The sequence below is a fragment of the Sphingomonas sp. AC522 genome, assembly GCF_979258125.1.
The window spans coordinates 2,223,663-2,249,595 of sequence record NZ_OZ409836.1 but is presented as its reverse complement, the minus strand read 5'-3'; the positions used below and the strand labels follow the sequence as shown (position 1 = coordinate 2,249,595).

At 64.1% G+C, this 25,933-nt stretch carries 21 protein-coding genes; 11 read left to right on the top strand and 10 right to left on the bottom strand.

The window, feature by feature from the left end; genetic code table 11:
* Positions 1 to 116: 116 nt before the first annotated feature.
* From ACZZZM_RS11120 to ACZZZM_RS11100, 5 genes are all read left to right on the top strand, one after another.
* Entirely contained in the window at positions 117 to 1,334 is a 1,218-nt protein-coding gene (locus ACZZZM_RS11120; protein WP_463595162.1) for a serine hydrolase domain-containing protein, read from the top strand.
* A gap of 14 nt (positions 1,335 to 1,348) precedes the next feature.
* A complete protein-coding gene (locus ACZZZM_RS11115; RefSeq protein WP_463595161.1) occupies positions 1,349 to 3,373 on the top strand; it encodes a 3-hydroxyacyl-CoA dehydrogenase NAD-binding domain-containing protein in 2,025 nt (674 codons plus the stop codon).
* Between the two features lie 111 nt (positions 3,374 to 3,484).
* Positions 3,485 to 4,642: an acyl-CoA dehydrogenase family protein gene (locus tag ACZZZM_RS11110; RefSeq protein WP_463595160.1), complete on the top strand. Its 1,158-nt coding sequence runs from the start codon at positions 3,485 to 3,487 to the stop codon at positions 4,640 to 4,642.
* A 102-nt stretch (positions 4,643 to 4,744) separates the two neighbouring features.
* Positions 4,745 to 5,851 (top strand): acyl-CoA dehydrogenase family protein, encoded by a 1,107-nt coding sequence (locus ACZZZM_RS11105; protein WP_463595159.1) that lies wholly within the window; start codon positions 4,745 to 4,747, stop codon positions 5,849 to 5,851.
* 127 nt (positions 5,852 to 5,978) lie between these two features.
* The gene (locus ACZZZM_RS11100; RefSeq protein WP_463595158.1) at positions 5,979 to 6,857 is read left to right on the top strand and encodes an acyl-CoA thioesterase; all 879 of its coding nucleotides are present in this window, start codon (positions 5,979 to 5,981) and stop codon (positions 6,855 to 6,857) included.
* Positions 6,858 to 6,863: 6 nt separating this feature from the next.
* Here the strand turns inward: ACZZZM_RS11100 and ACZZZM_RS11095 are convergent, their stop codons facing one another.
* The 6 genes from ACZZZM_RS11095 to ACZZZM_RS11070 all read right to left on the bottom strand — a co-directional run bounded on the left by ACZZZM_RS11095 (position 6,864) and on the right by ACZZZM_RS11070 (position 12,644).
* Positions 6,864 to 7,493 carry a hypothetical protein gene (locus ACZZZM_RS11095; RefSeq protein ID WP_463595157.1) on the bottom strand — a complete coding sequence of 210 codons (630 nt, stop codon included), beginning with the start codon at positions 7,491 to 7,493 and terminating at the stop codon, positions 6,864 to 6,866.
* Positions 7,494 to 7,632: 139 nt separating this feature from the next.
* Complete coding sequence (locus tag ACZZZM_RS11090; protein ID WP_463595156.1) at positions 7,633 to 8,346, bottom strand: TonB-dependent receptor; 714 nt, start codon at positions 8,344 to 8,346, stop codon at positions 7,633 to 7,635.
* Positions 8,347 to 8,400: 54 nt separating this feature from the next.
* The gene (locus ACZZZM_RS11085; protein WP_463595155.1) at positions 8,401 to 9,189 is read right to left on the bottom strand and encodes an SDR family NAD(P)-dependent oxidoreductase; all 789 of its coding nucleotides are present in this window, start codon (positions 9,187 to 9,189) and stop codon (positions 8,401 to 8,403) included.
* Positions 9,186 to 10,199, bottom strand: coding sequence for a phosphotransferase family protein (locus ACZZZM_RS11080; protein ID WP_463595154.1), 1,014 nt, complete (start codon positions 10,197 to 10,199; stop codon positions 9,186 to 9,188). Before ACZZZM_RS11080 ends, ACZZZM_RS11085 begins: the two co-directional genes overlap by 4 nt.
* Positions 10,196 to 11,281 carry a Zn-dependent alcohol dehydrogenase gene (locus ACZZZM_RS11075; protein WP_463595153.1) on the bottom strand — a complete coding sequence of 362 codons (1,086 nt, stop codon included), beginning with the start codon at positions 11,279 to 11,281 and terminating at the stop codon, positions 10,196 to 10,198. The genes ACZZZM_RS11080 and ACZZZM_RS11075 overlap by 4 nt, the downstream gene beginning before the upstream one ends.
* Positions 11,282 to 11,384: 103 nt before the next feature.
* Entirely contained in the window at positions 11,385 to 12,644 is a 1,260-nt protein-coding gene (locus ACZZZM_RS11070; RefSeq protein WP_463595152.1) for an acyl-CoA dehydrogenase family protein, read from the bottom strand.
* Positions 12,645 to 12,784: 140 nt separating this feature from the next.
* On the opposite strand from ACZZZM_RS11070, the gene ACZZZM_RS11065 reads away from it, so the two are divergent.
* Positions 12,785 to 14,032 carry a TetR/AcrR family transcriptional regulator gene (locus ACZZZM_RS11065; RefSeq protein ID WP_463595151.1) on the top strand — a complete coding sequence of 416 codons (1,248 nt, stop codon included), beginning with the start codon at positions 12,785 to 12,787 and terminating at the stop codon, positions 14,030 to 14,032.
* A gap of 190 nt (positions 14,033 to 14,222) precedes the next feature.
* Here ACZZZM_RS11065 and ACZZZM_RS11060 read toward each other — a convergent pair whose 3' ends face one another.
* From ACZZZM_RS11060 to ACZZZM_RS11045, 4 genes are all read right to left on the bottom strand, one after another.
* On the bottom strand, positions 14,223 to 15,512 hold the full coding sequence (locus tag ACZZZM_RS11060; protein WP_463595150.1) for a spinster family MFS transporter: 1,290 nt from the start codon (positions 15,510 to 15,512) through the stop codon (positions 14,223 to 14,225).
* A gap of 46 nt (positions 15,513 to 15,558) precedes the next feature.
* The gene (locus ACZZZM_RS11055; RefSeq protein ID WP_463595149.1) at positions 15,559 to 18,360 is read right to left on the bottom strand and encodes a TonB-dependent receptor; all 2,802 of its coding nucleotides are present in this window, start codon (positions 18,358 to 18,360) and stop codon (positions 15,559 to 15,561) included.
* A gap of 171 nt (positions 18,361 to 18,531) precedes the next feature.
* Positions 18,532 to 19,602, bottom strand: coding sequence for an acyl-CoA dehydrogenase family protein (locus ACZZZM_RS11050; protein WP_463595148.1), 1,071 nt, complete (start codon positions 19,600 to 19,602; stop codon positions 18,532 to 18,534).
* Between the two features lie 25 nt (positions 19,603 to 19,627).
* Positions 19,628 to 20,848 (bottom strand): acyl-CoA dehydrogenase family protein, encoded by a 1,221-nt coding sequence (locus tag ACZZZM_RS11045; protein WP_463595147.1) that lies wholly within the window; start codon positions 20,846 to 20,848, stop codon positions 19,628 to 19,630.
* 86 nt (positions 20,849 to 20,934) lie between these two features.
* Between ACZZZM_RS11045 and ACZZZM_RS11040 the strand changes: the two genes are divergently transcribed.
* The 5 genes from ACZZZM_RS11040 (at position 20,935) to ACZZZM_RS11020 (ending at position 25,913) form a co-directional block, all read left to right on the top strand.
* Positions 20,935 to 22,149, top strand: coding sequence for an MFS transporter (locus ACZZZM_RS11040; RefSeq protein ID WP_463595146.1), 1,215 nt, complete (start codon positions 20,935 to 20,937; stop codon positions 22,147 to 22,149).
* 39 nt (positions 22,150 to 22,188) lie between these two features.
* Positions 22,189 to 22,893, top strand: a complete 705-nt coding sequence (locus ACZZZM_RS11035) for a glutathione S-transferase N-terminal domain-containing protein (protein ID WP_463595145.1) — start codon at positions 22,189 to 22,191, stop codon at positions 22,891 to 22,893.
* A 65-nt stretch (positions 22,894 to 22,958) separates the two neighbouring features.
* Complete coding sequence (locus ACZZZM_RS11030; RefSeq protein WP_463595144.1) at positions 22,959 to 24,449, top strand: class I adenylate-forming enzyme family protein; 1,491 nt, start codon at positions 22,959 to 22,961, stop codon at positions 24,447 to 24,449.
* Positions 24,446 to 25,219 carry a thioesterase family protein gene (locus ACZZZM_RS11025; RefSeq protein WP_463595143.1) on the top strand — a complete coding sequence of 258 codons (774 nt, stop codon included), beginning with the start codon at positions 24,446 to 24,448 and terminating at the stop codon, positions 25,217 to 25,219. The genes ACZZZM_RS11030 and ACZZZM_RS11025 overlap by 4 nt, the downstream gene beginning before the upstream one ends.
* Positions 25,220 to 25,331: 112 nt before the next feature.
* Complete coding sequence (locus ACZZZM_RS11020) at positions 25,332 to 25,913, top strand: EF-hand domain-containing protein (RefSeq protein WP_463595142.1); 582 nt, start codon at positions 25,332 to 25,334, stop codon at positions 25,911 to 25,913.
* Positions 25,914 to 25,933 lie beyond the last annotated feature (20 nt).

The window sequence follows — 25,933 nt, the reverse complement described above, 5'->3', positions numbered from 1 at the left end:
AAAGCCCTACCGTTGGTCACGTTAGTGTTGATTCATGTCGCGCTCAAGGCAATAGGAGAACCAGGCCGCACAACCGAGGCGGCAAACGAGATTCGAACGAGAGGTATGGCATTTCCATGACGAGCGAAGCAGCCGGCGCGCTGGGTTTCGATGGCAAGCGGCTGGCTCGGATCGAGCCCTATCTGAAGGAACGCTATCTCGATTCGGGGCTGCTGCCCAATTGCCAGCTGCTGGTCGCGCGCGACGGCGAGATCGCACATTTCTCGCATCAGGGGCTTGCTCGCGAAGGCGGGTCGCCGATCGACGAAACGTCGCTTTACCGCATCGCATCGATGACCAAGCCGATCACCTCGATCGCCTTCATGATGCTGCTCGAAGAGGGCAAGGTCGCGCTCGACACCCCGGTCCACCGCGTGCTGCCCGAATTCAAGAATGTATCGGTGTTCGCGGGGGGCCGGACTGGCGCGTTCGAAACGCGGCCGACAGACCAGCCGATGCGGATGATCGACTTGCTCCGCCACACCAGCGGGCTGACCTATGGCTTTCAGGAGCGAACCCCGGTCGATGCCGCCTATCGCGGGCTCAAGCTCGAGCGCTGGCATGGCGGGCTGACCCTTGACGAATTCGTCGCCGAGCTCGGCAAATTGCCGCTCGAATTCTCGCCCGGCGATGAATGGAATTATTCGGTATCGACCGATGTGCTCGGCGCCGTGATCCAGCGCGTCTCCGGCCAGAGCCTCGACAGCTTCTTTCGCGAGCGCATCTTCAAGCCGCTCGGCATGGACGACACCTTCTTCCAGGTGCCGGCGGACAAGCTGCATCGGCTCACCGATTGCTATGCGATCGTGCCCGGCAAGGGCCGCGTCATCTATGACAGTGGCGATGCTTCAGCCTGGGCCGGTGCGCCGACGCAACTTTCGGGCGGCGGCGGGCTGGTTTCCACCGCGCTTGATTATCACCGCTTCTGCCGGATGTGCTTGCATGGCGGCGCTCTCGATGGCGAGCGGATCGTCAGCCGCAAGACGCTCGACTTGATGACGCGCAATCATTTGCCCGGTAATTCGGACCTCGCAACCATGTCGCAGTCGCTGTTCAGCGAGACGACCAATGCCGGCACCGGCTTCGGGCTCGGCTTCGCAGTGACCATGGACGTTCCCAAGACGCTGCTGCCGGGCAGCGAAGGCGAATATTATTGGGGCGGGATGTTTTCGACTGCCTTCTTCATCGATCCCGTCGAGCGGCTCCACATGGTGTTCATGACCCAGGTCAGCCCCTCCTCCGCCTTCACGATCCGCCGCGAACTCAAGACGCTGATCTATTCGGCGCTCGCCTAAACTGGAGACCTGCAATGTCCGTCATCACAACCAGCCGTCAGGGCCATGTCCTGATCCTCACGTCGGATAATCCGCCGGTGAACGCGCTTGGCGCCGCGGTGCGCCAGGGCCTTGCCGCGGGCATCGAGGAAGCCAAGAATGACGACAGCATCAAGGCGCTCGTGATCACCTGCGCGGGCAAGACCTTCTTCGCGGGCGCCGACATCACCGAATTCGGCAAGCCGATGCAGGAGCCCTCGCTGCCGGTGCTGGTCGACCAGATCGAAGCGCTCGATAAGCCGGTGATCGCGGCGGTGCACGGCACGGCGCTGGGCGGCGGCTGCGAAGTCGCGCTGGGTTCGCATTATCGAATCGCGGTGCCCTCGGCCAAGTTCGGCCTTCCGGAGGTCAAGCTCGGTATCCTGCCCGGCGCCGGCGGCACCCAGCGCATGCCGCGCGTCGCCGGGGTCGAGTTCGCGCTTGAGCTGGCGGCGAAGGGCGACCCTGTCTCCGCCGCGCAGGCCAAGCAGGCCGGGCTGATCGATCGGCTCGCGGGCGAAGACAGCCTTCTCGCCGACGCCGTCGCCTTCGCGAACGAAGTCGTCGGCAAGCCCATCCCGCGCTCCAGCGAACGCCCGGTGACCGTCGATCCCGTGGTGTTCGATGCCTTTCGCAAGACCAACGCCAAGCGCTTCCGCGGCTTCGAGGCGCCGGCGACGATTGTCGATCTGATCGAGCAAACCGCCGGCAAGCCCTATGCCGAGGGCGTCCAGGCCGAGCGCATGGGCTTCATGAAGCTGATCATGGGCACGCAATCCGCGGCGCTCCGCCACATCTTCTTCGCCGAGCGCAAGGCCGGCAAGATCGACGGCGTCGCCGAAGACATCAAGCTGCGGGATATCAAGCGCGTCGGCGTGATCGGCGCGGGCACGATGGGCGGCGGCATTTCGATGAACTTTCTTTCGGCCGGCATCCCCGTGACGATCGTCGAGATGCAGCAGGAAGCGCTCGACCGCGGCACCGGCGTTATGCGCAAGAATTACGAAGGCTCGGCCGCCAAGGGCCGGATCAAGCCCGAGCAAGTCGATCAGGCGATGGGGCTGCTTAGCCCCACCCTCAACCTCTCCGACCTCGCCGACTGCGACCTGATCATCGAGGCCGTCTATGAAAGCATGGAGGTCAAGAAGGACATTTTCGGCAAGCTCGATGCGATCTGCAAGCCGGGGGCGATCCTCGCTTCGAACACGTCATATCTCGACGTCAACGAGATCGCGGCCAGCACTTCGCGCCCGCAGGACGTGCTCGGCCTCCACTTCTTCTCGCCCGCCAACGTGATGAAGCTCCTAGAAGTCGTGCGCGGCGACAAGACCGCCGATGACGTCCTCGCCACGGCAATGTCGATCGCCAAGAAGATCAAGAAGGTCGCGGTGGTCGCCGGGGTCTGCCACGGTTTCATCGGCAATCGCATGCTGATGCCGCGCCAGGTCGAAGCGATGAAGCTTTTGATGGAAGGCGCCACGCCCGAGCAGATCGACAAGGTCCATGTCGCGTTCGGCATGCCGATGGGTCCGTTCCAGATGAGCGACCTTGCCGGCGTTGATATCGGCTGGCACCGCGATCCCACCCGCATCGAGAATATTCGCGACGCGCTCGCCGCCGAGGAGCGTTGGGGCCAGAAGAAGGGCAAAGGCTTCTACGATTATGACGAGAAGCGGAACCCCTCCCCCTCTCCCCGCGTCGCCGAGATCATCGAGGATTTCCGCCAGAAGACCGGCGCAGTGCAACACGAGGTCACCGATGAGGAGATTGTCGAGCGGACGCTTTATCCGATGGTCAATGAAGGCGCCCTGATTCTCGCTGAGGGCAAGGCCCAGCGCGCGTCCGACATCGATGTGGTGTGGATATACGGATATGGCTGGCCGGTCTATCGCGGCGGCCCGATGTTCTGGGCGGATACCGAGGGCCTCAAGAAGATCGTTGCGGGGCTGGAAAAGCACGGCTTCGACGTCGCGCCATTGCTCCGCGAAAAGGCTGAAAAGGGCGAGAAGTTCAACAAGTGATGCAAATGCGCCGCCTACCCCCCGTCATCCCCCCGAAGGTCGGGACCCAGGGTTACGGGCGGCCCTCTTGGCTCTAGGTCCCCGCGTTTGCGGGGATGACGGGAATTTGAAATGACCCAAGACCTCGAACAATTCCGCCTCGAAACCCGGGCATGGCTCGAGGCCAACTGCCCTCCCACCATGCGCACTCCGATGCGCGGCGAGAAGGATGCCACCTGGGGCGGCCGCAACCCGGAATTCGCGCATCCCGACCAGAAACTCTGGATGGACCGCATGGGCGCACGCGGCTGGACCGTGCCCGATTGGCCCAGCGAATATGGCGGCGGCGGGCTATCCCCCGCAGAGACCAAAATCCTCCGCGAGGAATTGAAGGCGATCAACGCACGCAATCCCCTCAATAGTTTCGGCATCTCGATGCTCGGTCCGGCCCTGCTCAAATATGGCACCGAGGAACAGAAGCTCGAGCATCTCCCCCGGATCGCCCGCGGAGAGATCCGCTGGTGCCAGGGCTATTCCGAGCCCAATGCCGGCTCCGATCTCGCCGGCCTCGCCACTTCCGCCGAGGATGCGGGCGACCATTATATCGTCAACGGACAGAAGGTCTGGACCAGTTATGCCGACAAGGCCGACTGGATCTTCTGCCTCGTTCGCACTTCGAAGGAATCGAAGCAGGGCGGGATCAGCTTCGTGCTGTTCGACATGGCGAGCGAAGGCGTCTCGACCAAGCCGATCCTGCTGATCAGCGGCAACAGCCCGTTCTGCGAGACCTTTTTCGACGATGTGAAGGTCCCCAAGGCCAATCGCATCCATGACGAGAATAAGGGCTGGGACGTCGCCAAATATCTGCTCGGCCATGAGCGCGAGATGATCTCGGGCATGGGCCTTGGCGCGGCGGGCAAGGATCCTCTGATCGAGGCGGCCCGCAAGGGTGTCGATCCGATCCTGCGCGGGCAGATCGCCTTGTTCGACGTTCGCTCACGGGCATTCACGGCAATGTCCGAGCGCTTCATCGACGAGCTCAAAGCGGGCCGCGCGCACCCCGCCCAGCCTTCGATGATGAAATATTACGGCACCGAGCTGAACAAGGCGCGCCACGAACTGCTGATGGCGGCGGGCGGCAGCGACGCGCTGGAATGGGAGAGCGAGGCTTCGGCGGGCGGTGCCGCGCCGCGGGCGTGGCTGCGCACCAAGGCCAATTCGATCGAAGGCGGAACGAGCGAAATCCAGCTCAACATCATCGCCAAGCGGATCCTGGATTTGCCGAGCTGACCACCCGTCACCCCCGCGAAGGCGGGGCCCCGCTTCTTCTTTTCGAAGTGGCGGAAGAAGCGGCATCCCCGCTTTCGCGGGGAAGACGATAAAGGACGTATGATGCCCCTCTACCTAACCGACGAACAGCAGATGCTCCGCGACACCGCGAAGAATTTCATCGCCGAACACGCGCCCGTCAGCCACATGCGCGGCTTGCGCGACGCTAACGACGCGACTGGCTTCAGCCGCGATCTGTGGAAGCAGTTCGCCGAGATGGGCCTGACCGGCATCCTGATCCCGGAGGCCGATAACGGCCTCGGCCTGGGACATGTCGAAGCCGGCGTGGTGCTGGAAGAAATCGGCCGCAACCTCTCCCCTTCCCCCTTCCTCAGCACCGCCGTCGCCGCAGTCGAAGCACTCAAGGGCACGCCCCACGCCGCGCGCTGGTACCCCGGCATCCTTGCAGGCGAGACCGTCGCGGCGCTAGCGATCGACGAGCGCGCCAAGCATGACGGCCGCGTCGAGATGCAGGCGGAGCGCGCCGGCAACGGTTTCCGCCTCACCGGCGCCAAGCGCTTCGTCGCCCACGGCCATGTCGCCGATCTCATACTGGTCGCCGTAAAAACCGAGCGCGGTACCACGCTGTTCGCCGTTCCCAACGACGCGAAAGGTCTCACCGTCACTCCCGAACGCCTCGCCGATTCCAGCCTCGCTGCACACCTCCAGTTCGACGGCGTCGAAGTGGATGCCGATGCGGTGATCGGCGAAGTCGATCAGGGCGCTACTCCCCTCGCCCGCCTCCTCGCCGCGGGCCGCACCGGCGCCTCGGCAGAACTGCTCGGCGTCGGCGGCGGCGCGATGGACATGACCGTTTCCTATCTCAAGGAGCGCAAGCAGTTCGGCCTACTGATCGGAAGCTTCCAGGCGCTCCAGCACCGCGCTGCGCACCTCTATAGTGAAATGGAAGTCGCCCGCGCCGCTGTCCTCAAGGCCCAGCAATTGCTGGACACCGGCCATGACGCCGCGGACGCAGTCTCGGTCGCCAAGGCGATGACGGGCCTCGCTACCACGCTATCGGTGCAGGAGGGCATTCAGATGCACGGCGGCATCGGCATGACCGACGAATATGATATCGGTTTCTACATGAAGCGCGCGCGGGTCCTGGCCGAGCTGTTCGGCGACAGTAATTTTCACGCCAATGCGCTGGCTGAGAGAGCTGGGTATTGACCAGCTATCGTCGCCCCCGCGAAGGCGGGAGCCCATCTCCGGTGCACACAGCGAGCAAAACAGCCATTGCATTTGCTGACATCTGCAAGAGATGGGTCCCCGCCTTCGCGGGGATGACGGAGTAATTATGCCTGAGCCCACCCCCGACGAGCTGGTCGCCCAGCTCACTGCCCTCCTGGATGTCGAGGAGATCGACACCGATCTCTATCGCGGCCCGCGCAACCCGGGCGGCGTCGGGCGCGTGTTTGGCGGCCAGGTTGTGGCACAAGCGCTCCAAGCGGCGCAGCGCTCGATCGGCGACGATAAGGTCGCGCACTCGCTCCATGCCTATTTCATGCGCCCGGGGGATGAAGATCATCCGATCGTCTGCCGCGTGGTGCGCGATTTCGAAGGCCGCAGCTTCGCCAATCGTCGCGTCATCGCGATGCAGAGGGGCCAGCCGATCCTCAACATGATCGCCAGCTTCCAATTGCCGGCAGAAGGCTTGCACCATCAGGAAGCGATGCCCGATGTACCGCCGCCCGAGGCGTTGCGGTCCGAGCGCGAACTGCGCGACGAAATCCAGGATCAGGTGCCGGAGAAATTCCGGCGCTTCTTCCTGCGCGCGCGGCCAATCGAAATCCGCCCGGTGAGCCCGCGCAACTGGTTCCGGCCCGAGCCGATCGAGCCAGCTGTCCAGCATAGCTGGTTCCGCGTCGTCGCGCCGCTGCCGGACGATCCCGCGCTCCACCGCGCGATGCTCACCTACGCCACCGACATGACCCTGCTGGGCACCTGCATGCTCCCCCACGGCGTTTCATGGATGAAAGGCGGCGTGCAGACCGCAAGCCTCGACCACGCAGTATGGCTCCACGAGCCGTTCCGCTTCGACGAGTGGCTGCTCTATTCGACCGACAGCCCCTGGTCCGGCCACTCGCGCGGCTTCAATCGCGGCAGCATCTATTCGCAGGACGGCCGGCTGGTGGCGAGCGTTGCGCAGGAAGGGCTGATCCGCGTCAAGGATTGAGCGGGGCTACATCGCCGATCCAGCGCCGCCCGCGGCCGGCGGTCCGGCGCCATATTGCGCCGCCACGGTCTTCACGGTGGAAAAGCTGCTGTCGACAAGTACCGATACGGATTTTGCTTCTTCCTCCAGCTTCTGAATCGCACGGACATGATCTGAGAAGGGCGAGACATCTACTTCGAAGATCGTCGCCAGCATGCCGGCGATAACCGCCGGCCCCACTTCATCGTCGCTTTTCAGCCTGCGCAGTGCGCTCTGAATCTGGCCGCTGCGCTGCCAAGCGTGGATATGGGTGATGTAAGCGCTGCGGAAATCGTTCGGCGTCGCATTTAGATCGATCTGGCCCATGCGATCGGCCACCGCATTGCTGCCACCTCCCGCCCGGGCGGCCCGCTCGTCCTCCGCCAGAACCACATTGATTCCATTGCGATATCCCTCGGCGATTCGCTGCTGCTCGGCGAGGCGGGCCTCTTCCTCTGCCCGCCGCTGCTCTTCCGCCTTCTGTGCACCCAGCAGCCGCTGCTCCTGCGCATTCAATTGCTCGAGATACGCAAGTTGTTGCGGCGAAGGGCTGGTTTCCGCCTTCCCGCATCCCCCGATGGCGAAGGCGCAAACCGTCGCAAGCCATACCATTCGCATACGCCCCTCCCCCGAATCGGCACGGATCTTTGCCGACGGGGAAGATGCATCAGTGTCTGCAGATTGTTGCAGGCTATTAGGTCTAGTTCGGATCAGAATCCGGTCGCCAAAAACGGCCAGACTTTTGAAGGAGTAGCGCCTAGTGCTTGGGGCGCACCGTATATGCAGCCGGCAAATACAGGAACACTTCGGTCAGGCTAGCTCGTGCCCACTCGACCGGCCGGTCGAGCCCGGTCACTTCAACCCCGTAATCCGTACCGAACTTGGCCGAGTTCAGCGCCGCATCGGCAACGATCAGATCGACGATCTGCGTACGATACTGATCCGGGTTGACCACCGAAAGCGTCAGCGAACCCAGTCCCTCGATCTCCGCCCGGCCCACCGCGGGCACCGCCTTGATGAACTTCGTGATCCGCTCAAGCGCAGTCTTCGAATCCATCCCCGGGCTGAGCTTCGCCTTGATCAGGAAGCGGGCGATATTGGTATCCGAACGCCCGCCGCCGGATAGCAGGAGATTCTTGTAATTCGCCAGGTTGAGCGGCTCGACCAGATAGTCCCCGATCGCCAGTTCGACGCCATGCTTGTCCGCCGCTTCGATCGCGCCGCGCAACATCGCGTAAATCTCTTCATGGCGCTTCGCCTCATCGCGGGTGTCGCCGATGATCTGGGCGGGCTGGACAGCAAAGTCGGCGGTGCGGCGCAGGTTGATGATCGGGCGGGAGTTGCTGTCGTTGACCTCTGAGTTGAGATAGGCCCCGCGCCGTTGCGCCGTGACCACGACTTCCTGCGCAAATACCGGTGCTGCGACCGATACCAGACCCGCTGCAATTACTGACTTCACGAATAGACGCATAAACCCTCCCGCCAATTGCTGCGCAAACGTGCGGGGAGGCTGCCAAGCTGTCAATCAGAACGCAGTCTTGCCGAACAGCTGCCGCGTTACCGGGTGGCTGGTGGAAAGTCCGCCATCGACAACCCATGCCTGGCCGTTGACATAGCTGGACTCATCGGAGGCGAGGAACAGCGCCACGCGGGCGATTTCTTCGGGCACGCCGGCGCGGCGAAGCGGGTTAAGCTGGCCGAGCTTGTCCTGCTTGCCCGCCTCCCGCGCATAATCGAACGCGCGCTGCGTCATGCCCGTTTCGATCAGGCCGGGGCAGATCGCGTTGACGCGGACATTCGAGGTGGCGAGTTGCTGCGCGGCGGTCTGGACCAGGTTGATCACGCCCGCCTTGCTTGCCGAATAAGCCGGGCCGCCCGCGCCGGAGCGCAGCCCCGCGACGCTGGCAGTGCAGACGATGGCCCCCCCGCCCCGCTCGACAATTCGCGGCGCCGCGTGCTTGATCGCGAGCGCCGGCCCGATCAGATTGACGCGAAGCACTTCGGTCCACAGCTCGAATGAGGAATCGAAGATGCCCTCCCCGCCGCCCGAGATGCCGGCATTGGCATAGAAGATGTCGAGCCCGCCGAACTTCTCGCCCGCCAGCGCGACAACACGCTCGACATCGGCTTCATTGCCCGCGTCCATGCGCGCTGCGATGGCATTGTCCAAGCCGGCGACCGTTTCTTCGACTGCATCGCTCAAGTCCGCGGCGATGACGTTGGCGCCTTCCGCCGCGAACAGCCGCGCGGTCGCCCGGCCGATGCCCGAGCCTGCGCCGGTGACGATTGCCACCTTCCCTGCCAGCCGCTTCATGCCCCCGCCTCCTGCGCAAATTGCCACGCCGCCGCCGCAAGCCCCGGTAGCCGCTCGACAGTCTGCGACGCCTGCGCCGACGAAGCATTCCCGTCGATGATCCGCTTTTTGATCCCCTGAACGATCCCCGTCAGCCGGAAGAGGTTGTAGGCGAAATACCAGTTGAGATCCGGGACCCCGTCGCGCCCGGTGGCCGCGCAATAGCGCTCGACGACCTGCGCGATCGTCGGAATGCCTGTGTCGCCGGTCAGGCCCTTCACGCCCGAACGGCCTTCGGGCTCGGTCACCCAGCTCATCAGATAATAAGAGAAGTCCGCAAGCGGATCGCCGAGCGTGGACAGTTCCCAATCGAGCACCGCCAGCACCTTCGGCCCCGCGGAATCGAAGATCATATTGTCGATGCGGAAGTCGCCATGGACGATCGACGTGCGGGTCTGCTCAGGCACCGTGCGCGGTAGCCATTCGATCAGCTTTTCGACCTCTGGCATGTCGTCGGTCTGGCTGGCGCGATATTGCTTCGACCAGCGCGCGACCTGGCGCTCGAAATAATTCCCGGGCTTGCCATATTCGCCGAGGCCGACCGCGGCATAATCGACCGAATGCAGCGCGGCGAGCGTATCGGTGATCGCATTATAATGCGCTGTCCGCTCGGCGGGGCTCATGTCCGGCAGCGAACCATCCCACAGCGTCCTGCCTTCGACCATCTCCATGATGTAGAAGGGCGAGCCGATAACCTCGCTATCTTCGCAAAGCCCATAGGACCGTGCGACCGGAAAGCCCGTCGGGTGCAATGCCGCGATCAGCTGGTGCTCGCGCTCAACTGCATGCGCCGAAGGCAAAATCGGGCCAAAGGGCTTGCGCCGCAGCACATAGGCGCCGCTCGCCGCGTCGATCCGGTAGGTCGGGTTGCTCTGCCCGCCTGCGAACTTCTCGATTTCGAACGGCCCCGCAAAGCCCGCAACATTGGCCGACAGCCACCCGCCAAGCTGGGTTTCGTTCAAGTCGCTCATGTGAATTCGATCACCGAGCGCACGCTATGCCCGTCGCGGAGCTTCTCGAGTGCGTCATTGACGTCCTCCAGCCTGATCCGCTCGGCCACCATCGTGTCGAGGTCGAGCAGCCCGTCGAGATACATCTGGACGAGCCGCGGCATATCGATCGGGAAGCGCGTCGAGCCCAGCAGCGAGCCCTGGATCTTCTTGCCCGAGAGGAAGGTCGGCCCGGGCAGACTGACATTGTTGCCCGGTGCGATCATGCCCAGGATCGTCGCGGTGCCGCCACGGCGCAGCACATTCCAGGCCAGCTCCGCGGTGTTCGAGCGCCCGACCGCTTCGATCGCGTAATGCACGCCGCCGCCCGTCAGCTTGAGCACATCCTTGACGATCACGTCGCTGGTCGGATCCATTGCATGCGTGGCACCGAGCTTGAGGGCAAGTTCGCGCTTCTCGGGCATCGGATCGATCGCCAGAATCGTCCCCGCGCCAGCGATCTTGGCGGCGTTGATCGCCGAGAGGCCGATGCCCCCTGCCCCAATCACCGCGACGCTCTCGCCCGGCCGCACGCGGCTGTCGTTGAACACCGCCCCCGCGCCGGTGATTACTGCGCAGCCAAGCAAAGCCGCCCGGTCGAGCGGCATTTCCTTGCTGATCGACACACAGGCATTCTCGTGGACAAGCATCATCTCGGCAAAGGCGGAGAGATTGAGGAACGGGGCGAGCGCGGTGCCATTGGCGAGGCTGAGGCGCGGCGCGGCATCGGCGGCGCGGCGGGTCGAGGGGTCGATGCACAAGGACGGCCGACCGCTGATGCACATCTCGCAGCTGCCGCAGAATACCGTGAAAAAGGTGATGACGTGATCGCCAACCTTGAGATGCGCGACATCGCTGCCGACAGCCTCGATGATGCCTGCGGCCTCATGCCCGGGGACGGTCGGCACCGGATGCGGGAACGCCCCGTCAACGAAGTGAAGGTCCGAGCGGCAGACACCGCAGGCGACCGTGCGGATGAGGACTTCACGCGGGCCGGGCTTGTCGACGCGCACTTCCTCGATCTGGAGCGGCTGCTTGGCTTCGTGAAGAACTGCGGCTTTCATCTCTTCCTTCCGTGCCCGCCCCTCCGTCATCCCCGCGGAAGCGAGGACCCAGAGCCAAGCGGGCAATATTATATAACCCTGGGTCCTCGCTTTCGCGGGGAAACTATCGCGCCAGTTCCGCCTTCCACTCGCCCCACTTGCCGAACTCATTCCGCGCGATCGCCCGGTTGTGAACCTCATCCGGCCCATCCGCAAAGCGCAGCGTGCGCACCGCGGCCCAATCATGCGCGAGATGGAAATCGCCCGATACGCCGCCGCCGCCGTGCGCCTGGATCGCATCGTCGATGATCTGCAGCGCCATCAGCGGCGCTTGGACCTTGACCATCGCGATCTCGAGCTGGGCGGCCTTGTTGCCGGCCTTGTCCATCATGTCGGCGGCCTTGAGGCACAGCAAACGCGTCATTTCGATATCGATCCGCGCGCGTGCGATGCGCTGTTCCCACACCGAGTGATCGGCGATCCGCTTGCCGAAGGCGACGCGGCTGAGCAAACGCTTGGCCATCGCCTCGATCGCTTCCTCCGCGACCCCGATCGTGCGCATACAATGGTGGATGCGGCCCGGCCCGAGGCGCCCCTGCGCGATTTCGAAACCGCGGCCTTCGCCAAGCAGCATGTTCTCGATCGGGACGCGGACATTTTCGAGCACCACTTCGCCATGCCCGTGCGGCGCGTGATCATACCCATATACCGAAAGCATCCGCTCGATCTTCACGCCCGGTGCGTCCATCGGCACCAGGATCATGCTTTGCTGCGCGTGCTTCGCTGCGTCCGGATTGGTCTTGCCCATGACGATCGCGACTTTGCAGCGCGGATCGCCGACGCCCGAGGACCACCATTTGCGCCCGTTGATGACATAATGATTGCCATCGCGGACCATCGCGGTCTGGATATTGGTCGCGTCCGAAGACGCCACCGCCGGCTCGGTCATCAGAAAGGCCGAACGAACCTCGCCCTCCATCAACGGCCTGAGCCACTCGGCCTTCTGCGCGGCAGTGCCGTAGCGGTGGAAAACCTCCATATTGCCGGTGTCGGGCGCCGAGCAATTGAACACTTCGCTCGCCCAGCCGACGCGGCCCATTTCTTCTGCACACAGCGCATATTCGAGATTGCTGAGCTGCGTGCCCTGGAACTCGAAACTGTCATCGACATGGTTCTGGCCCGAATGCGGCGGCATGAAGAAATTCCACAGCCCCGCGGCCTTCGCCTCGGCCTTGACCTCTTCGAGCACGGCATTGACTGCCCAGCGGTCGCCGCGATTGGCCTCGACGCGGTAATCCTCGTCGCGCGGGCGTATCCTGGTCTCGATGAACGTCTTCACGCGGTCGCGGAAATAGGTTTCGCGCTCGGTCAGCGTGAAGTCCATCGTCTCTCTCCAATCCAGTCGTCACGAACCGGCTTAGAGCGTACCCGATATTCGGTAAAGGGCGCTGGCGGGAGAAAATAGGCACAGCGCGGCTTCAAAAAAGCGCTTTGGCGTGCGCACAAAACGGCTAAGCTAAATGCATGAACGCGCCAGAGAATGTAGCAGCCTCGAAGGCCGAACCGGGCACCAAGCGTTTTCAGGCCAAGCGCGACGCGATTCTGGCCGCTGCGGCCGACGCGATTAACGAGCAGAGCGCGAAGGGCATGACCTTCGCCGACGTCGCACGCCGCGTGGGGCTGAACACGACTTCGGTGACTTATTATTTCAAGCGCAAGGAGGATCTGGCAGCCGCGGCCTTCGAGCAGACGCTCGACCGGCTGGATGCGATGCTCGAAGAGGCCGCCGCCTATCCCGATCCGGAATCGCGCGTCCGGCGCTATCTCACCGTCAATATGGAGCGCCTCGCGCGCATCCGCCGAGGCGACGAGCGCGACTTCGCGATCCTCTCGGATCTTCGCGCGATGGAGGACCCGGTCAAGCGCGAGCTGCTCGAACGGTGGCGCTCGGTATTTCGCAGGACACGCAGCCTGTGGGGCGATCCCGCCAACCGGGCGGAGACCGATCTGTATGGTGCACGCGCGCACGTGCTGCTCGAGAACACCTTCTGGCTTCCCGCCTGGCTGACCCGCTACGAAGTCGACGAATATCCGCGCGTCGAGGCGCGGCTGATGGATGTTTTCCGCTCGGGCATCGCCGCGCCGGGCGAGGCATGGACGCCTGACATGCTCGATCTGGAGCATGAGGAGCCCGAGCCGGGTCGCGAGGCATTCCTGCTGGCCGCCACCCGGCTGATCAACGAACTCGGTTATCGCGGGGCATCGGTCCAGAAGATCGCCAGCGAGCTCAACGTCACCAAGGGCAGCTTTTATCATCATCTCGATGCCAAGGACGATCTCGTGATCGCCTGCTATAAGCGCAGCTTTGACATTATCGCCGATGCCCAGCGCCTCGCCGAGAGCCACGAGGGCAGCCACTGGCAGCGGCTGGAAAGCACCATCGCGACCTTGCTCGACGTGCAATTCTCCGAACGCGGGCCGCTACTGCGCACCACCGCGCTGTCCGGCCTGCCCCCGCGGGTGCGGACCACGATGATCGACCGCTCGAACCGGATCGCGCGCCGTTTCGCGGGCATGCTCTCGGACGGGATTGCTGAAGGATCCATTCGCGCGATCGATCCGCTGGTGGCGTCGCAAGCGCTGATGGCACTGCAGAACGCTGCTTTCGATATGCGCAAATGGGCAAGCACCATGCCCCGCGACAAGGCGATCGCCTTCTATGCCTCGACGCTGGCATTCGGGCTGTTCGACGATCGTGTCCTGACGCGTTGAACGCCCGTTGGCTCGCGCTTCAGCGGGGCAGGAGCGCAGTACCCCGACCCCACTCGTCATCCCGCGAAAGCGGGGACCCAGAGCCAAGCAGCGCAGTACCCCGACCCCACTCGTCATCCCGCGAAAGCGGGGACCCAGAGCCAAGCAGCGCAGCCCTTTGACGTTTCGGGTCCCCGCGACGGATTTGTCCCTAACCCCGTCGCTTGAGCAGCACCCCAGCTCGCCAGAAATGGAAGATCGCCCATGGCGTGGCTGCGGCGAATAGCAGCATCGACCAACGCAGCGATTCCGCACCCAGCGACGGCTTGAGCAAATCGCTGATGACGCCCACCATCGTCGGCCCCAGCCCCAGGCCGATCAAATTGATCACCAGCAAGGTGATCGCCGCCCACAGCGCCCGCAGGCGAACCGGCGCCAGCCCCTGGATCAGCGCGAAGGTCGGCCCGAGATAGCTGTTGGCCAGCAGCACATAAGCGAAATAGCTGGCCAGTGCCGCGGCCGGGCTGCCGAACAGGAAGAAGCCAAGCGTGAATGGCAGGGCTAGGGCCTTGAGCACCGCTACCATCATGGCCTGCGCATAAAGCCCATGCGTCCGCGCCAGCCTGTCCGCCAGCTTTCCTCCGAACACTGCCGAGAAAGCGCCTGCGGCCCCGGCGGGCAGAGCTACGTAGAGCGATATGTCGCGCACCGTGAAGCCTAGCGAGCGTACCATGTAGCTCGGCCCCCAGGCCGTTAGCCCGTAGCCGATCATCGATGTCAGCGTCACGGCCATCACCAGATGCAGCGCGGGCGCAGTCGCGACGATCGATGCGAAGCCCTGACGCAGCGAAGGTATCGCCTCGCCGTGGCTTTGCCCGTGCGGATCGCTCAACCCGCGGCGCGGCTCGACGACGAACAGCCACACCACCACCGCCAGCAGAACCCCGGGCAGGCCGATGACGTACATGGCGATGCGCCAGCCATAGCCATGGGCGACGAGCCCGCCGATAAAGGTGCCAAGCGCCGCGCCCAGCACCACGCCCAGCGAATAGATGCCCATCGCCCCTGCCCGGCGTTCGGGCGGGTAGAGATCGGCAATGATCGAATGGCTCGGCGGCGAGGAACCCGCCTCGCCGATGCCCACGCCGATGCGCGCGATCAGCAATTGCGTGAAGTTCTGGGCGAGACCACCAGCCGCGGTCATGGCGCTCCAGATCGCCAGGCTTACCGCGACGATATTCTTGCGGTTTGCCCGGTCCGCCAGGCGCGCCACGGGGATGCCCAGCGTGGCATAGAAGATCGCAAAGGCTAGGCCGGACAGCAGCCCCAACTGGGTGTCGCTGAGGTGCAGGTCCTTCTTGATCAGCTCCTGCAGGATCGCGAGGATCTGGCGATCCATATAGCTGAAAAAATATGTCAGGGTGAGCAATGCGAGCGTCAGCGTGCGCCGCTTCATCGCCCGGGCGTCGGCGTCGTTCGCCTGTGCGTAGGGGTCCAGCATCCTTGTCAAAAGGGGGAGGACGGACGGTCCGCCCTCCCCCGTCCGATCAGAAGTTAAACCGGCCGGTGATGCCATAGGTCCGCGGTTCGGCCAGGAATTGCGAGAAGATCTGCCGCCCGCCCGGATATTGCGGATCGGCAAAGGCGGTGGTGGCCGAGGTAGCGCCTTCCTGGAACGGCGAGTTGAACGCCACCTGCGCATAATCCTTGTTTAGGATATTCTGCCCCCAGAACTCGATCGACCAGCGCTCGTCCGGACCGCGGATGCCGATGCGGGCATTAACCAGCACGAAGCTGTCCTGCTCCTTCTGCGGGAACAGATCCGAGCCCGTGTTATAGTCGTCGGACAGGCGCGTATCGACATAGAACAGTGCCGAAAGCCCCGAACTGCCGAGCTCCGGCGTCCATGCCGCCGAACCCGTCACCACAAGTTCGGGCGCATTGGAGAGGTTATCCCCCGGCAGCTTGCGCAACGCCTGGTTGAGCGGCGCCCCCGTGCCGGTGCCGACCAGATTCTCGCGATACTTGGTCTTGGCATAGGTCAGGCCCGCCGTGACGCGGAAGTCGCGCGAGGGTGCCATCGTCGCTTCGAGCTCGACGCCGGTCGAGGCCACGCCCCAGCTGACATTGTTCTGGGCGCACGCCCCGCTCGCCGTTGCCGTGGCGCTGTAATTGGGGGCGCCAACGAACTTGCTTTGATCGCGGTCGGCCCCGCTCAGCGAGGTTTTGCAGCCATTGACGTTCTGCACGATGAACACCGTGCCGTCGAAGGTGTTGAGCTGGAAGTTGCGGAACTCTTGGCGGAAGCCCGCGATCGACACGCTGAACGGGCCGGTCGCGTATTTTGCGCCCAATTCGATGGCATTCACTTTTTCCGGCTCGAACTGCAGGTTGCGAACCAGAGCCTGCGCGCCGCCGACCGATGCGAAGGAAGCGATCGGGGCCTTGAGCGCCGAGCGGTCGAAGTTGAAACCGCCGGCCTTATAGCCTCGCGAATAGCTCCCGTAGAGGAGCAGATCGTCGGTCGGCTTCCACGAAAGGATCGCGGTGCCGGTGAACTGGCTTTCGCGGCGCTGGTCGCTGATGCTGACGCCGTTCAGCTCGGAAGTCGCATTACCCTGGCAGGTCAGGCTGATGAGACCGCCTGCCAGCGCCGCCAATGCCGGCGTCGTCAGGAGCGGAGTCAGCGCCGCCTGCTGGGCGGGACACGCCGTGTTGTCGTTGCCGAACGTGGCGTTGAACTTCTTCTTCTCGGATGTGTAGCGCAGCCCCAGCGTCAGATCGATCGTGCTCGTCACATGCACGATATTGTGCGTGAACGCCGCGAAGCTCTGATTGTCCTGATTATAAAAGTCGATCGTCGATCCGCGGTTGTTGACGGTCTCCAGCCGGTCGAACGCTCCCAGGATCAGCGGTGCCGCGGCGCCGAGCTGCGCGGAGAGGACTTGCCGCCCGGTGGCGCCACCGAATGCAGGGTTCGGCGTGTTTGCGATGCAGCCGGGAGTGGTTGGCGAATAGAGCGCGCCGAACGAGCCCGATACGATGCGGCAGGTCGCGAACCGGCCATATTGGTTGCCGAAACGCAGGTTGCTCCTGCCGTGGAACTGCTCGTTCAGATAGAATCCGCCGATCAGCCAGTCGAGCTTGTCGTCGAACGCGCTGCCCTGCAGCCGCAGTTCCTGCGTGAAAGTCTTGAACGCGCGACTGTTGTTGCCGTTGGCTGCGTTGTAGAGGATGTCGACCGTGCTGTAGTCGATGTCGCCCGCCTGGTCGCTGAAGTAATCGCGATAGGCCGTGATCGATGTGAGCTTGGCTCCGCCAAAATCCCAATCGAGCTGGCCCGAGATACCCCAATCCTTGGTGTTGTTGTCATAGCTTCGGCCCGGCGTCACGGACAGGTTGCGCGAATAGCCCTGGTTGAAGGCAGCGGGGTTCTGGCCGAGATCGGTCAGCACGTTGATGATGTTGTTGCCATTCGGCAGCCCGGTCGTGATTGGCGTCGCCGGATTGTTGAGATTGCCGATATAAGGGTTCACTGCCGAGCTGACGTAGATCGCGCCGCAGCAGGCTTCCTCGCGCTTGCTATAGTCGCCGATCAGCCGGAAGCTGATGTCGGACGTCGGCTCGAACAGCAACTGCCCGCGTAGGAAATAGCGGTCGCGATCGTTGACGCGCGTGTTGTTCGTCGGGTCGCGATAAAAGCCGTCGCGCTTCACATAAACGCCGTCCAGCCGCGCTGCGATCTTCTCGCCTAGCGGGCCCGTGACACCTCCCGAAAGGCGCAGGAAATTGTAATTGCCATACGTGGCCTCACCGGTCGCGCCGAACGTGAAGGACGGCCGCTTGCTGACGATGCTGATCAGGCCCGCTGAGGAGTTGCGCCCGCCCAGCGTGCCCTGAGGCCCGCGCAATACTTCGATCCGGTCGATCTCGCCGAGTTCGTTCAGGCCGATGCCCGAGCGCGAGCGATAGACGCCGTCGATAAACACGACGACCGAGCTTTCCAGGCCCGGATTGTCGCCGACCGTGCCGATACCGCGGATACGAGGCGAGCCGTTCGCCTCGGATCCGGTCGACGAGACCAAAAGCGATGGCGCAAGCTGATTGAGCTGGCGGATGTCGTTGGCGCCCGAATTCTTGAGCGAATCGGATGTGACTGCGGAAATCGCGACGGGCACATCGGCCAGCATCTGCGAGCGGCCCTGCGCGGTGACGACGACTTCGCCCTCATCCTGGTCGACGGCAGTCGTATCGGCGCTTTCCGGAGTATCCTGCGCATAGGCTGGAGCGGAAAGTCCGAGCACCAAAGCCGGAAGCGCACAGGCCGTCAAAAGGCGTAACCGCATCATCATTCCTCTCCCACCACTGGTCGGAGCGCTTTTCGGCTCCATACCGTAAACTCGAATACAGCGATTTCCCTAAGGTCAGTCAAGCATAACAAAGGTTGCAAAGCGGGACTGTGTCTCAACTGTTGCGTAAATGTCATAGATCAGGGCGTGGTTGCGGCGCCGAGCCGCCTTTCAGTATCCGTTGAGCCGCGCGAAGCGATCGCGGTGCCAAGCCGCATTGCCCCACATTGCTTCGAGCACCCGGGCGCGCTTCAGATAGAAGCCGGCGTCGTGCTCGTCGGTCATGCCGATGCCGCCATGGAGCTGGACCATCTCGCGGCTGACCAGATGCAGCGTCTCGCTGGCGCACGCCTTTGCGAGGCTGACTTCCTGGCTGATGTTCGCGCGGCCCGAATCCGCCGCCTCCAGCGCACCTTCGACTGCCGAGCGCGTCAGTTCGAGCTCGGTGAACATCTTCGCCATCCGGTGCTGCAGCGCCTGGAAGCTGGCCAAGACCTGTCCGAACTGCACGCGCGTCTTGAGATAATCGTTGGTCTGCTCGAATGCGCTTGCGGCCATGCCGAGCATTTCAGCGCAGAGGATCGCGGCGGCGCGATCGGTGACCTGGGTGAGCAAATCCTCGCTACCCGCGAGCTTGCTTGCCGGCGCGCCATCGAAGCTGATCTGCGCGTGGCTGCGCGCATCGGTGAGGCGGCGCGGCGAACGGCTGACGCCTTCGCCATCCGCGACCAGATACAGTCCGTCCTCGGCAGCGACGACGAAGAGCGTCGCGCTATCGCCTTCCGCGACGAATTCTTTGGTGCCGCTGAGCTTGCCGCCCTCGATGCGAGTAGCGATCCTGTCGGGCGCAAAGCGCGGACCTTCGTCCACCGCCAGCACCGCTACGATTTCGCCGCTTGCGATCCGTGGCAGCCATTCGGCCTTTTGCACATCGTTGCCGCCGATCAGGATCGCGCTGGTCGCGGCGGCGGTGGCCGCCAGTGGCGTCGCAGCCAGCGTGCGCCCCAATTGCTCGAGCACCAGGCCCAGCGACATATAACCCATGCCGACGCCGCCATGCTCTTCGGGGATCAGCACGCCTGCCCAGCCCATCTCGGCCTGAGCGTTCCAGGCGTCGGCGTCGTAAAAGGCAGCGGGCGCGAGATTGCGCATCTTGCGAAACGCGGTGACGGGCGATTCATTGTCCGCCCATTCGCGCGCCATATCGCGCAGCATCGTCTGTTCTTCGGTCAATACGGCCATTGTCTCTACCCCGTCATCCGGCGTTCTATTGATGATCCAGCATCCCCAGGATGCGTTTGGCGATCACATTGTTTTGGATCTCGGTGGAGCCGCCATAGATCGACACCGCCTTGCCGAAGAGCCAGGTGCGCACGTCCTTGAGCGCATCCTCTTCGAACCCTTCCCCTTCCCAGCCGAGGCCGCCGAGCCCGCGCATCTCGATCAGCAGCTCCGAGCGTTCCTGCATGATCCGCGCCCCGACATTCTTCATGATCGAAGTAGCGGCGGACGGCCCCTGATTGGACTTGGCTTCCAGCGATGCGCGGCGCAGCGTCAGCATGAAGGTGCGCAGATCCATTTCGTGCCGTGCGATGCGGCCCCGCAGATCCGCGTCCGCAATGCGGCCCTGCTCGTCCGTGCCGACATATTTCTTGGCAAGCTGGCCAAGCGGAATGCCGGCGAACATCCGGCCCGCCGCCGATCCACCGCCCGACAGGCTGTTGCGCTCGTGCTGGAGCAGGCGCTTGCCGATCGTCCAGCCCTGCCCCTCCTCGCCGACGCGGTTCGACTTGGGCACTTTCACATCGGTGAAGAAGGTCTCGCAGAAGGGCGAGGAGCCGCTGATCAGCTGGATCGGCTTCACCTCGACGCCCGGCGTGTCCATGTCGCAGAGCAGGAAGGTGATCCCTTCGTGCTTCTTGGTCTTGTCGGTGCGGACCAGCATGAAGCATTTGTCCGCCCATTGCCCGCCGCTGGTCCAGGTCTTCTGGCCGTTGACGACATAATGATCCCCGTGATCCTCGGCGAAGCATTGGAGGGAGGCGAGATCGGATCCCGCTCCGGGCTCGGAATAGCCCTGGCACCAGCGGACCGTGCCGTTGGCGATCGCCGGGATGTGCTCGTTTTTCTGCGCTTCGGTGCCATATTCGAGCAAGGTCGGCCCGAACATCATCACGCCCATCCCGCCGATCGGGTTCCAGGCGCCCGCCCGCGCCATTTCCTCCTGCAGCACCCGTGCTTCGGCGCGCGAGAGCCCGCCACCGCCATATTCGGCCGGCCAGGTCGGCACGCCCCAGCCCTTGGCGCCCATCGCTTGCTGCCAGGCCTGTTCCTCGGGAGAATTCTCGTGCGGCCCCTCCACCGCCGACATGGCATTGTCCTTGCCCTTCAGGCCCGGCGGGAAGTTTGCCGCCAGCCATTCGCGGGCTTGCGTGCGGAATGCGTCCAGCGCATTCACCTGCTCGTCGATTTCGGGTGCGGTGGCCACGTGTCTCTCCCGGCGGTCTGTTCTGCGTTATGTTTCGAATTTGCGGTATGGCGCGGGCAACGTCAAGCCGCTGAGGGTTTAGCGACATGAAGTTCCATCATCGTGCGGTTCCGATCGCGCTGAGCGCAGTGCTGATCGACGCAATCGGCTTCGGCATCGTCATGCCGGTTTTGCCGCGGCTGATCGTCGAGCTCGCGCACACCAGCCTCCCCGATGCCGCGCGGATCGGCGGCTATATGCTCGTCGCTTATGCAGTAACTCAGTTCTTCGCAGGGCCCATCCTCGGCACGCTGGGAGACAGCATCGGCCGCCGCCGGGTCATGCTGTTTTCGATGCTCGCTTTCTCGATCGATTATGCCCTCATGGCCGTCGCACCGACGATCGCCTGGCTGTTCGCCGGGCGGCTGATCGCAGGCATCACCGGCGCGTCCTTCGGTCCCGCCAATGCTATCCTCGCCGACGTCACCCCACCCGAAAAGCGCGGCGCCACCTTTGGGCTGATGGGCGCGGCGTTCGGCGTCGGCTTCATCATCGGCCCGGCGATCGGCGGGCTGCTCGCCGATTTCGGCACGCGCGCGCCCTTCATCGCCGCCGCCGTGCTGGCCGGCATCAATGCGATCTGGATCCTCGTTGCGCTGCCCGAGACGCTGGCGCCCGAAAACCGCCGGCCGTTCGCTTGGGGCAATGCCCATGTCTTCGCGGCGTTCAAGCCAATCTTCCACGCCGGCAACGCCAAATGGCTCCTGCTCGCCGCCTTCCTCTGGCAGTTCGCGCACATGGTCTATCCTTCGACCTGGGCGTTCTTCGGCGAGATTGCGCTGGGCTGGAACGAGAAGGAAATCGGCTTGTCGCTCGCCGCATCGGGGGTGGCGATGGCGCTGGTCCAGATCATTGCCACCGGTCGCATCATCAAGCGCTTCGGCGAAACCACCGCGGTCGTGATCGGCATGCTCGCCGGGGCATTGGTATTCGTCGGCTATATCTTCGTGCGCGACATTCCCACGATCGGCGTTCTGATCGCAGTCGGCGCATTCCAGGCGCTCGCCTGGCCCTCGATCAACGCACTGCTCTCACGGATGACCGATCCTTCGCACCAGGGTGCGCTGCAGGGCGGGCTGGCGAGCCTGAACAGCCTCGCTCTGATCCTCGCACCGCTGCTGCTCACCCAGGCTTTGGCCTTCGGGTCCGAGCGCGGCTTCACCGGCGGCAATTTCCTCGCGGCGGCGGTGCTTGCTTTCGCGGCGCTGGTGATCGTGCTGCTAAAGGTCGTCCCGAAGGTCACCGCGGAACCAGTTGCGTAACGAAACCGGCTTCCTATCTCCGCAACAAAGGAGATACCCATGATCGAGCTCTATTACTGGCCCACGCCGAACGGCCACAAGATCACCCTCTTCCTCGAAGAAGCGGGCGTTCCATACGAGATCAAGCCGGTGAACATCGGCGCGGGCGAGCAGTTCAATCCCGATTTCCTCAAGTTCAGCCCCAACAACCGCATGCCCGCGATCATCGATCGCGCGCCTGCCGATGGCGGCGAGCCGGTCAGCGTGTTCGAGAGCGGCGCGATCCTGCTCTATCTCGCCGAGAAGACGGGCAAGTTCCTTCCCGCCGACGTGCGCGGGCGCACCGATGTGGTGCAATGGCTGATGTGGCAGATGGGCGGGCTCGGCCCGATGGCCGGCCAGAACGGCCATTTCAACGTCTACGCGCCCGAGAAGATCGACTATGCCATCAATCGCTACGTCAACGAAACCAACCGGCTGTACGGCGTGCTCGACCGGCGGCTCGAAGGCCGCGAATTTATCGCCGGCGATTATTCGATCGCGGACATGGCCGCCTATCCCTGGATCGTCCCGCACGAGGCGCATAAGCAGGACTTGAACCAGCACCCCAACCTCAAGCGATGGTTCGACGTGATCGCCGCGCGACCGGCGACCATCCGCGCCTATGAGAAGGGCGGCGAGGTCCGCTCCTATGCCGCGCCGATGACTGACGAGGCGCGCAAACATCTCTTCGGTCAGACCGCAACCAGCACCGCCAAGACCTGATTTTCGAAACTTGCGTATGGAAATCGCCGCGGCGCTCGCTTAGCTAGCCCCATGGGGAAACAAGCATGAGCGCCGCGACGATGCTGGCGAGCGACTTCGCGACGCTCGCCGATCTGATCCGCGCCCATGCGCAGGAACAGCCGGGCAAGACGGCATTGGTCTGCGGCGAACGCAGCATCGACTATGCAGCCCTGGACCGAGCGATGGACCGCGTCGCCGCTGCGCTGCAGCGCGACGGCGTGACGCGCGGGCAAGCGGTGGCGATCCTCGCCGCCAGTTCGATCGAATATGCCGTCGTCTTCCTTGGCACCCTCCGAGCGGGCTGCGTCGCGACGCCGCTCCAGCCCTCCGCCACACCCGCGCAGATCGCCGCGATGGTCGCGGATTGCGCCGCGCCGATCCTGTTCCGCGACGCCGCGCACGATATCGAGATCGACGTGCAAAAGGTCCCTCTCGAAACGCTCAAGGCCTGGCTGGCACCCGAAGGCACGACGCCCAAGCCCGTCGCAGTGGCGCCGGGCGACCCGTTCAACATCATCTATTCCTCGGGCACCACCGGCACGCCCAAGGGCATCGTCCAGCCGCACGCGATGCGCTGGGCGCACATCTCGCGTTCGGCGCTTGGCTTCGGCGATGCCGTGACGATGGTGGTGACACCGCTTTATTCGAACACCACCCTGGTCAGCTTCATCCCCACGCTCGCCTGGGGCGGGACCGTCGTGCTGATGGCTAGGTTCGACGCGGCCGAGTTCGTCCGGCTGGCCGAGAAGCACCGCGCAACGCATGTGATGCTGGTGCCGGTCCAGTATCAGCGGATCATGGCGCTCCCCGATTTCGACGCGCACGATCTCTCCAGCTTCCGCTTCAAGACCTGCACCAGCGCACCATTCTCCGCCGCGCTAAAGGCCGATGTCGTCGCGCGCTGGCCGGGCTACCTCGTCGAATATTACGGCATGACCGAAGGAGGCGGCACCACCGCCTTGGTCTGCAATGCCCACCCCACCAAGCTCCACACCGTCGGCGTGCCGGTCGAGAGCCACGACATCCGCCTGATCGACGAGGATGGACGCGAAGTAGCCCCTGGGGAAACAGGCGAAGTCGTGGGTCGCTCGGGCGCGATGATGAGCGGCTATCACGGGCGCAAGGACGCAACCTCGGACGCCGAATGGTTCGATGCCGAGGGACGCCGCTACATCCGCCACGGCGATATCGGACGCTTCGATCAAGACGGCTTCCTGATCCTGATGGACCGCAAGAAGGACCTGATCATCTCGGGCGGCTTCAATATCTATCCGTCGGACCTCGAAGCGGTCCTGATCAAGCACCCGCAAGTGCAGGATTGCAGCGTCGTCGGCGTGCCATCGCAGGCTTGGGGCGAGACGCCCGTCGGCTTCTATGTCGGCGAAGGCGAGGCGCACGACATTCTCGCCTGGTTCAACGCCCAGGTCGGCAAGACCCAGCGGCTTTCCGCACTCGAAAAGGTCGATGAAATGCCCCGCAACGCGATCGGCAAAGTTCTGAAGCGCGAACTGCGCGACCGGTATCTTGCGGCATGACGCCCATCGCCCAGATCCTCGCTGCGCGCACTGCCCTGCCCGATGGCTTTGCCTGCGAAATTCCCTCGGACTGGCTGCAGGGCCGCACGGCGTTTGGCGGGCTCTCCGCCGCGCTCGCGCTCCAGGCCGCGCTCGACGCCGAGCCCGACCTTCCCCCGCTCCGCTCCGCGCAAATCGCCTTCATCGGACCGCTCGCGGGCAACGTCACCGTCACCGCCACCAAGCTTCGCCGCGGTCGCAACGCCGCCTTCCTGCAAGTCGATGTCACCAGCGAAGCCGGGCTTGGCCTGCGCGCGACCTTCGTGTTCATGAACGCGCTCCCCTCCGCGGTCTCACACAATATCGCCCCGCGCGCGACCGAACGCGCACCCGAACCCGACACAAAGGTCTATGTCGGCCCCGAATCCTTCTTCACCGGCAATTTCGAATTTCTCGATCTCAAGGACGGGACCGGCCCCGCCGAATGGCGCCGCTGGGCCCGGCTCCGCGAGCGCGATGGGCTAAACCCCTTCGTCGAGCTGATGGCGATCGGCGATGGCCTCCCGCCCGCCGCGCTCAAGCTGTTCGGCAGCCCGATGGTCCCGCTCAGCTCACTCAACTGGCAGATCAACTTCCTGACCCCCGCACCCATCACCGAACGCGGCTGGTGGCTGCTCTCCGCCACTGCCGACACTGCGCAGCACGGCTATTCGAGCCAGCGCATGACCATCTGGGACGCCGCAGGCGAGCCGGTCGCGGAGGCCATGCAGGCAGTCGCGATCTTCGGCTGACCTGCGACAAGTTGCGACACTTTCCTGAACGCATGACAAACCCCTGCGACAGGGATCCGACAGAAAGGCAAACATCGCGGGAGTGGACCCGCGCTTTCTGGAGTTCACCCCAATGAAGAAGACCATGATCGCCGCGCTGCTCGGCGCGACACTGCTGACCGGAGGCGCCGTCGCCGCCGTGCAGAACGACAGCGCGACGCAGGATGCGCCCAAGCAGCGCATGATGCACGACCCGATGACGATGGCCGACGCCAATAAGGACGGAGTCGTCACCCGCGACGAGACGATCGCGGCAGTCACCGCCCGGTTCACCAAGCTCGACACCAACAAGGACGGCAAGATCACCCGCGAAGAGCGGCATGCCGCCCGCGAGGCAATGGGCAAGCGCATGCGCGGTGGTCCCGATGGCGAGCGCGGTCCGCGCGGCCCCGGCATGAAGCGCGGTCGCGACGGCAACAATGACGGTGTGACCACGCTCGACGAGCAGCGCGCCCAAGCACTCAAGCGCTTCGACTTTGTCGACCGCAACGCGGACGGCAAGGTCGATCAGGCCGAGCGCGACCTCGTCCGCGACATGCTGCGCGAAATGGGCGCCGGTGGTGGCAATGGCCGCCATCATCGCGGCGGTCACGGCCCACATCATGGCGGCGACATGCCGGCTCCCTCTCCCGCCCCGCCTGCCAACGGCAGCTGAGGCAGGACAAATGTGCCGGG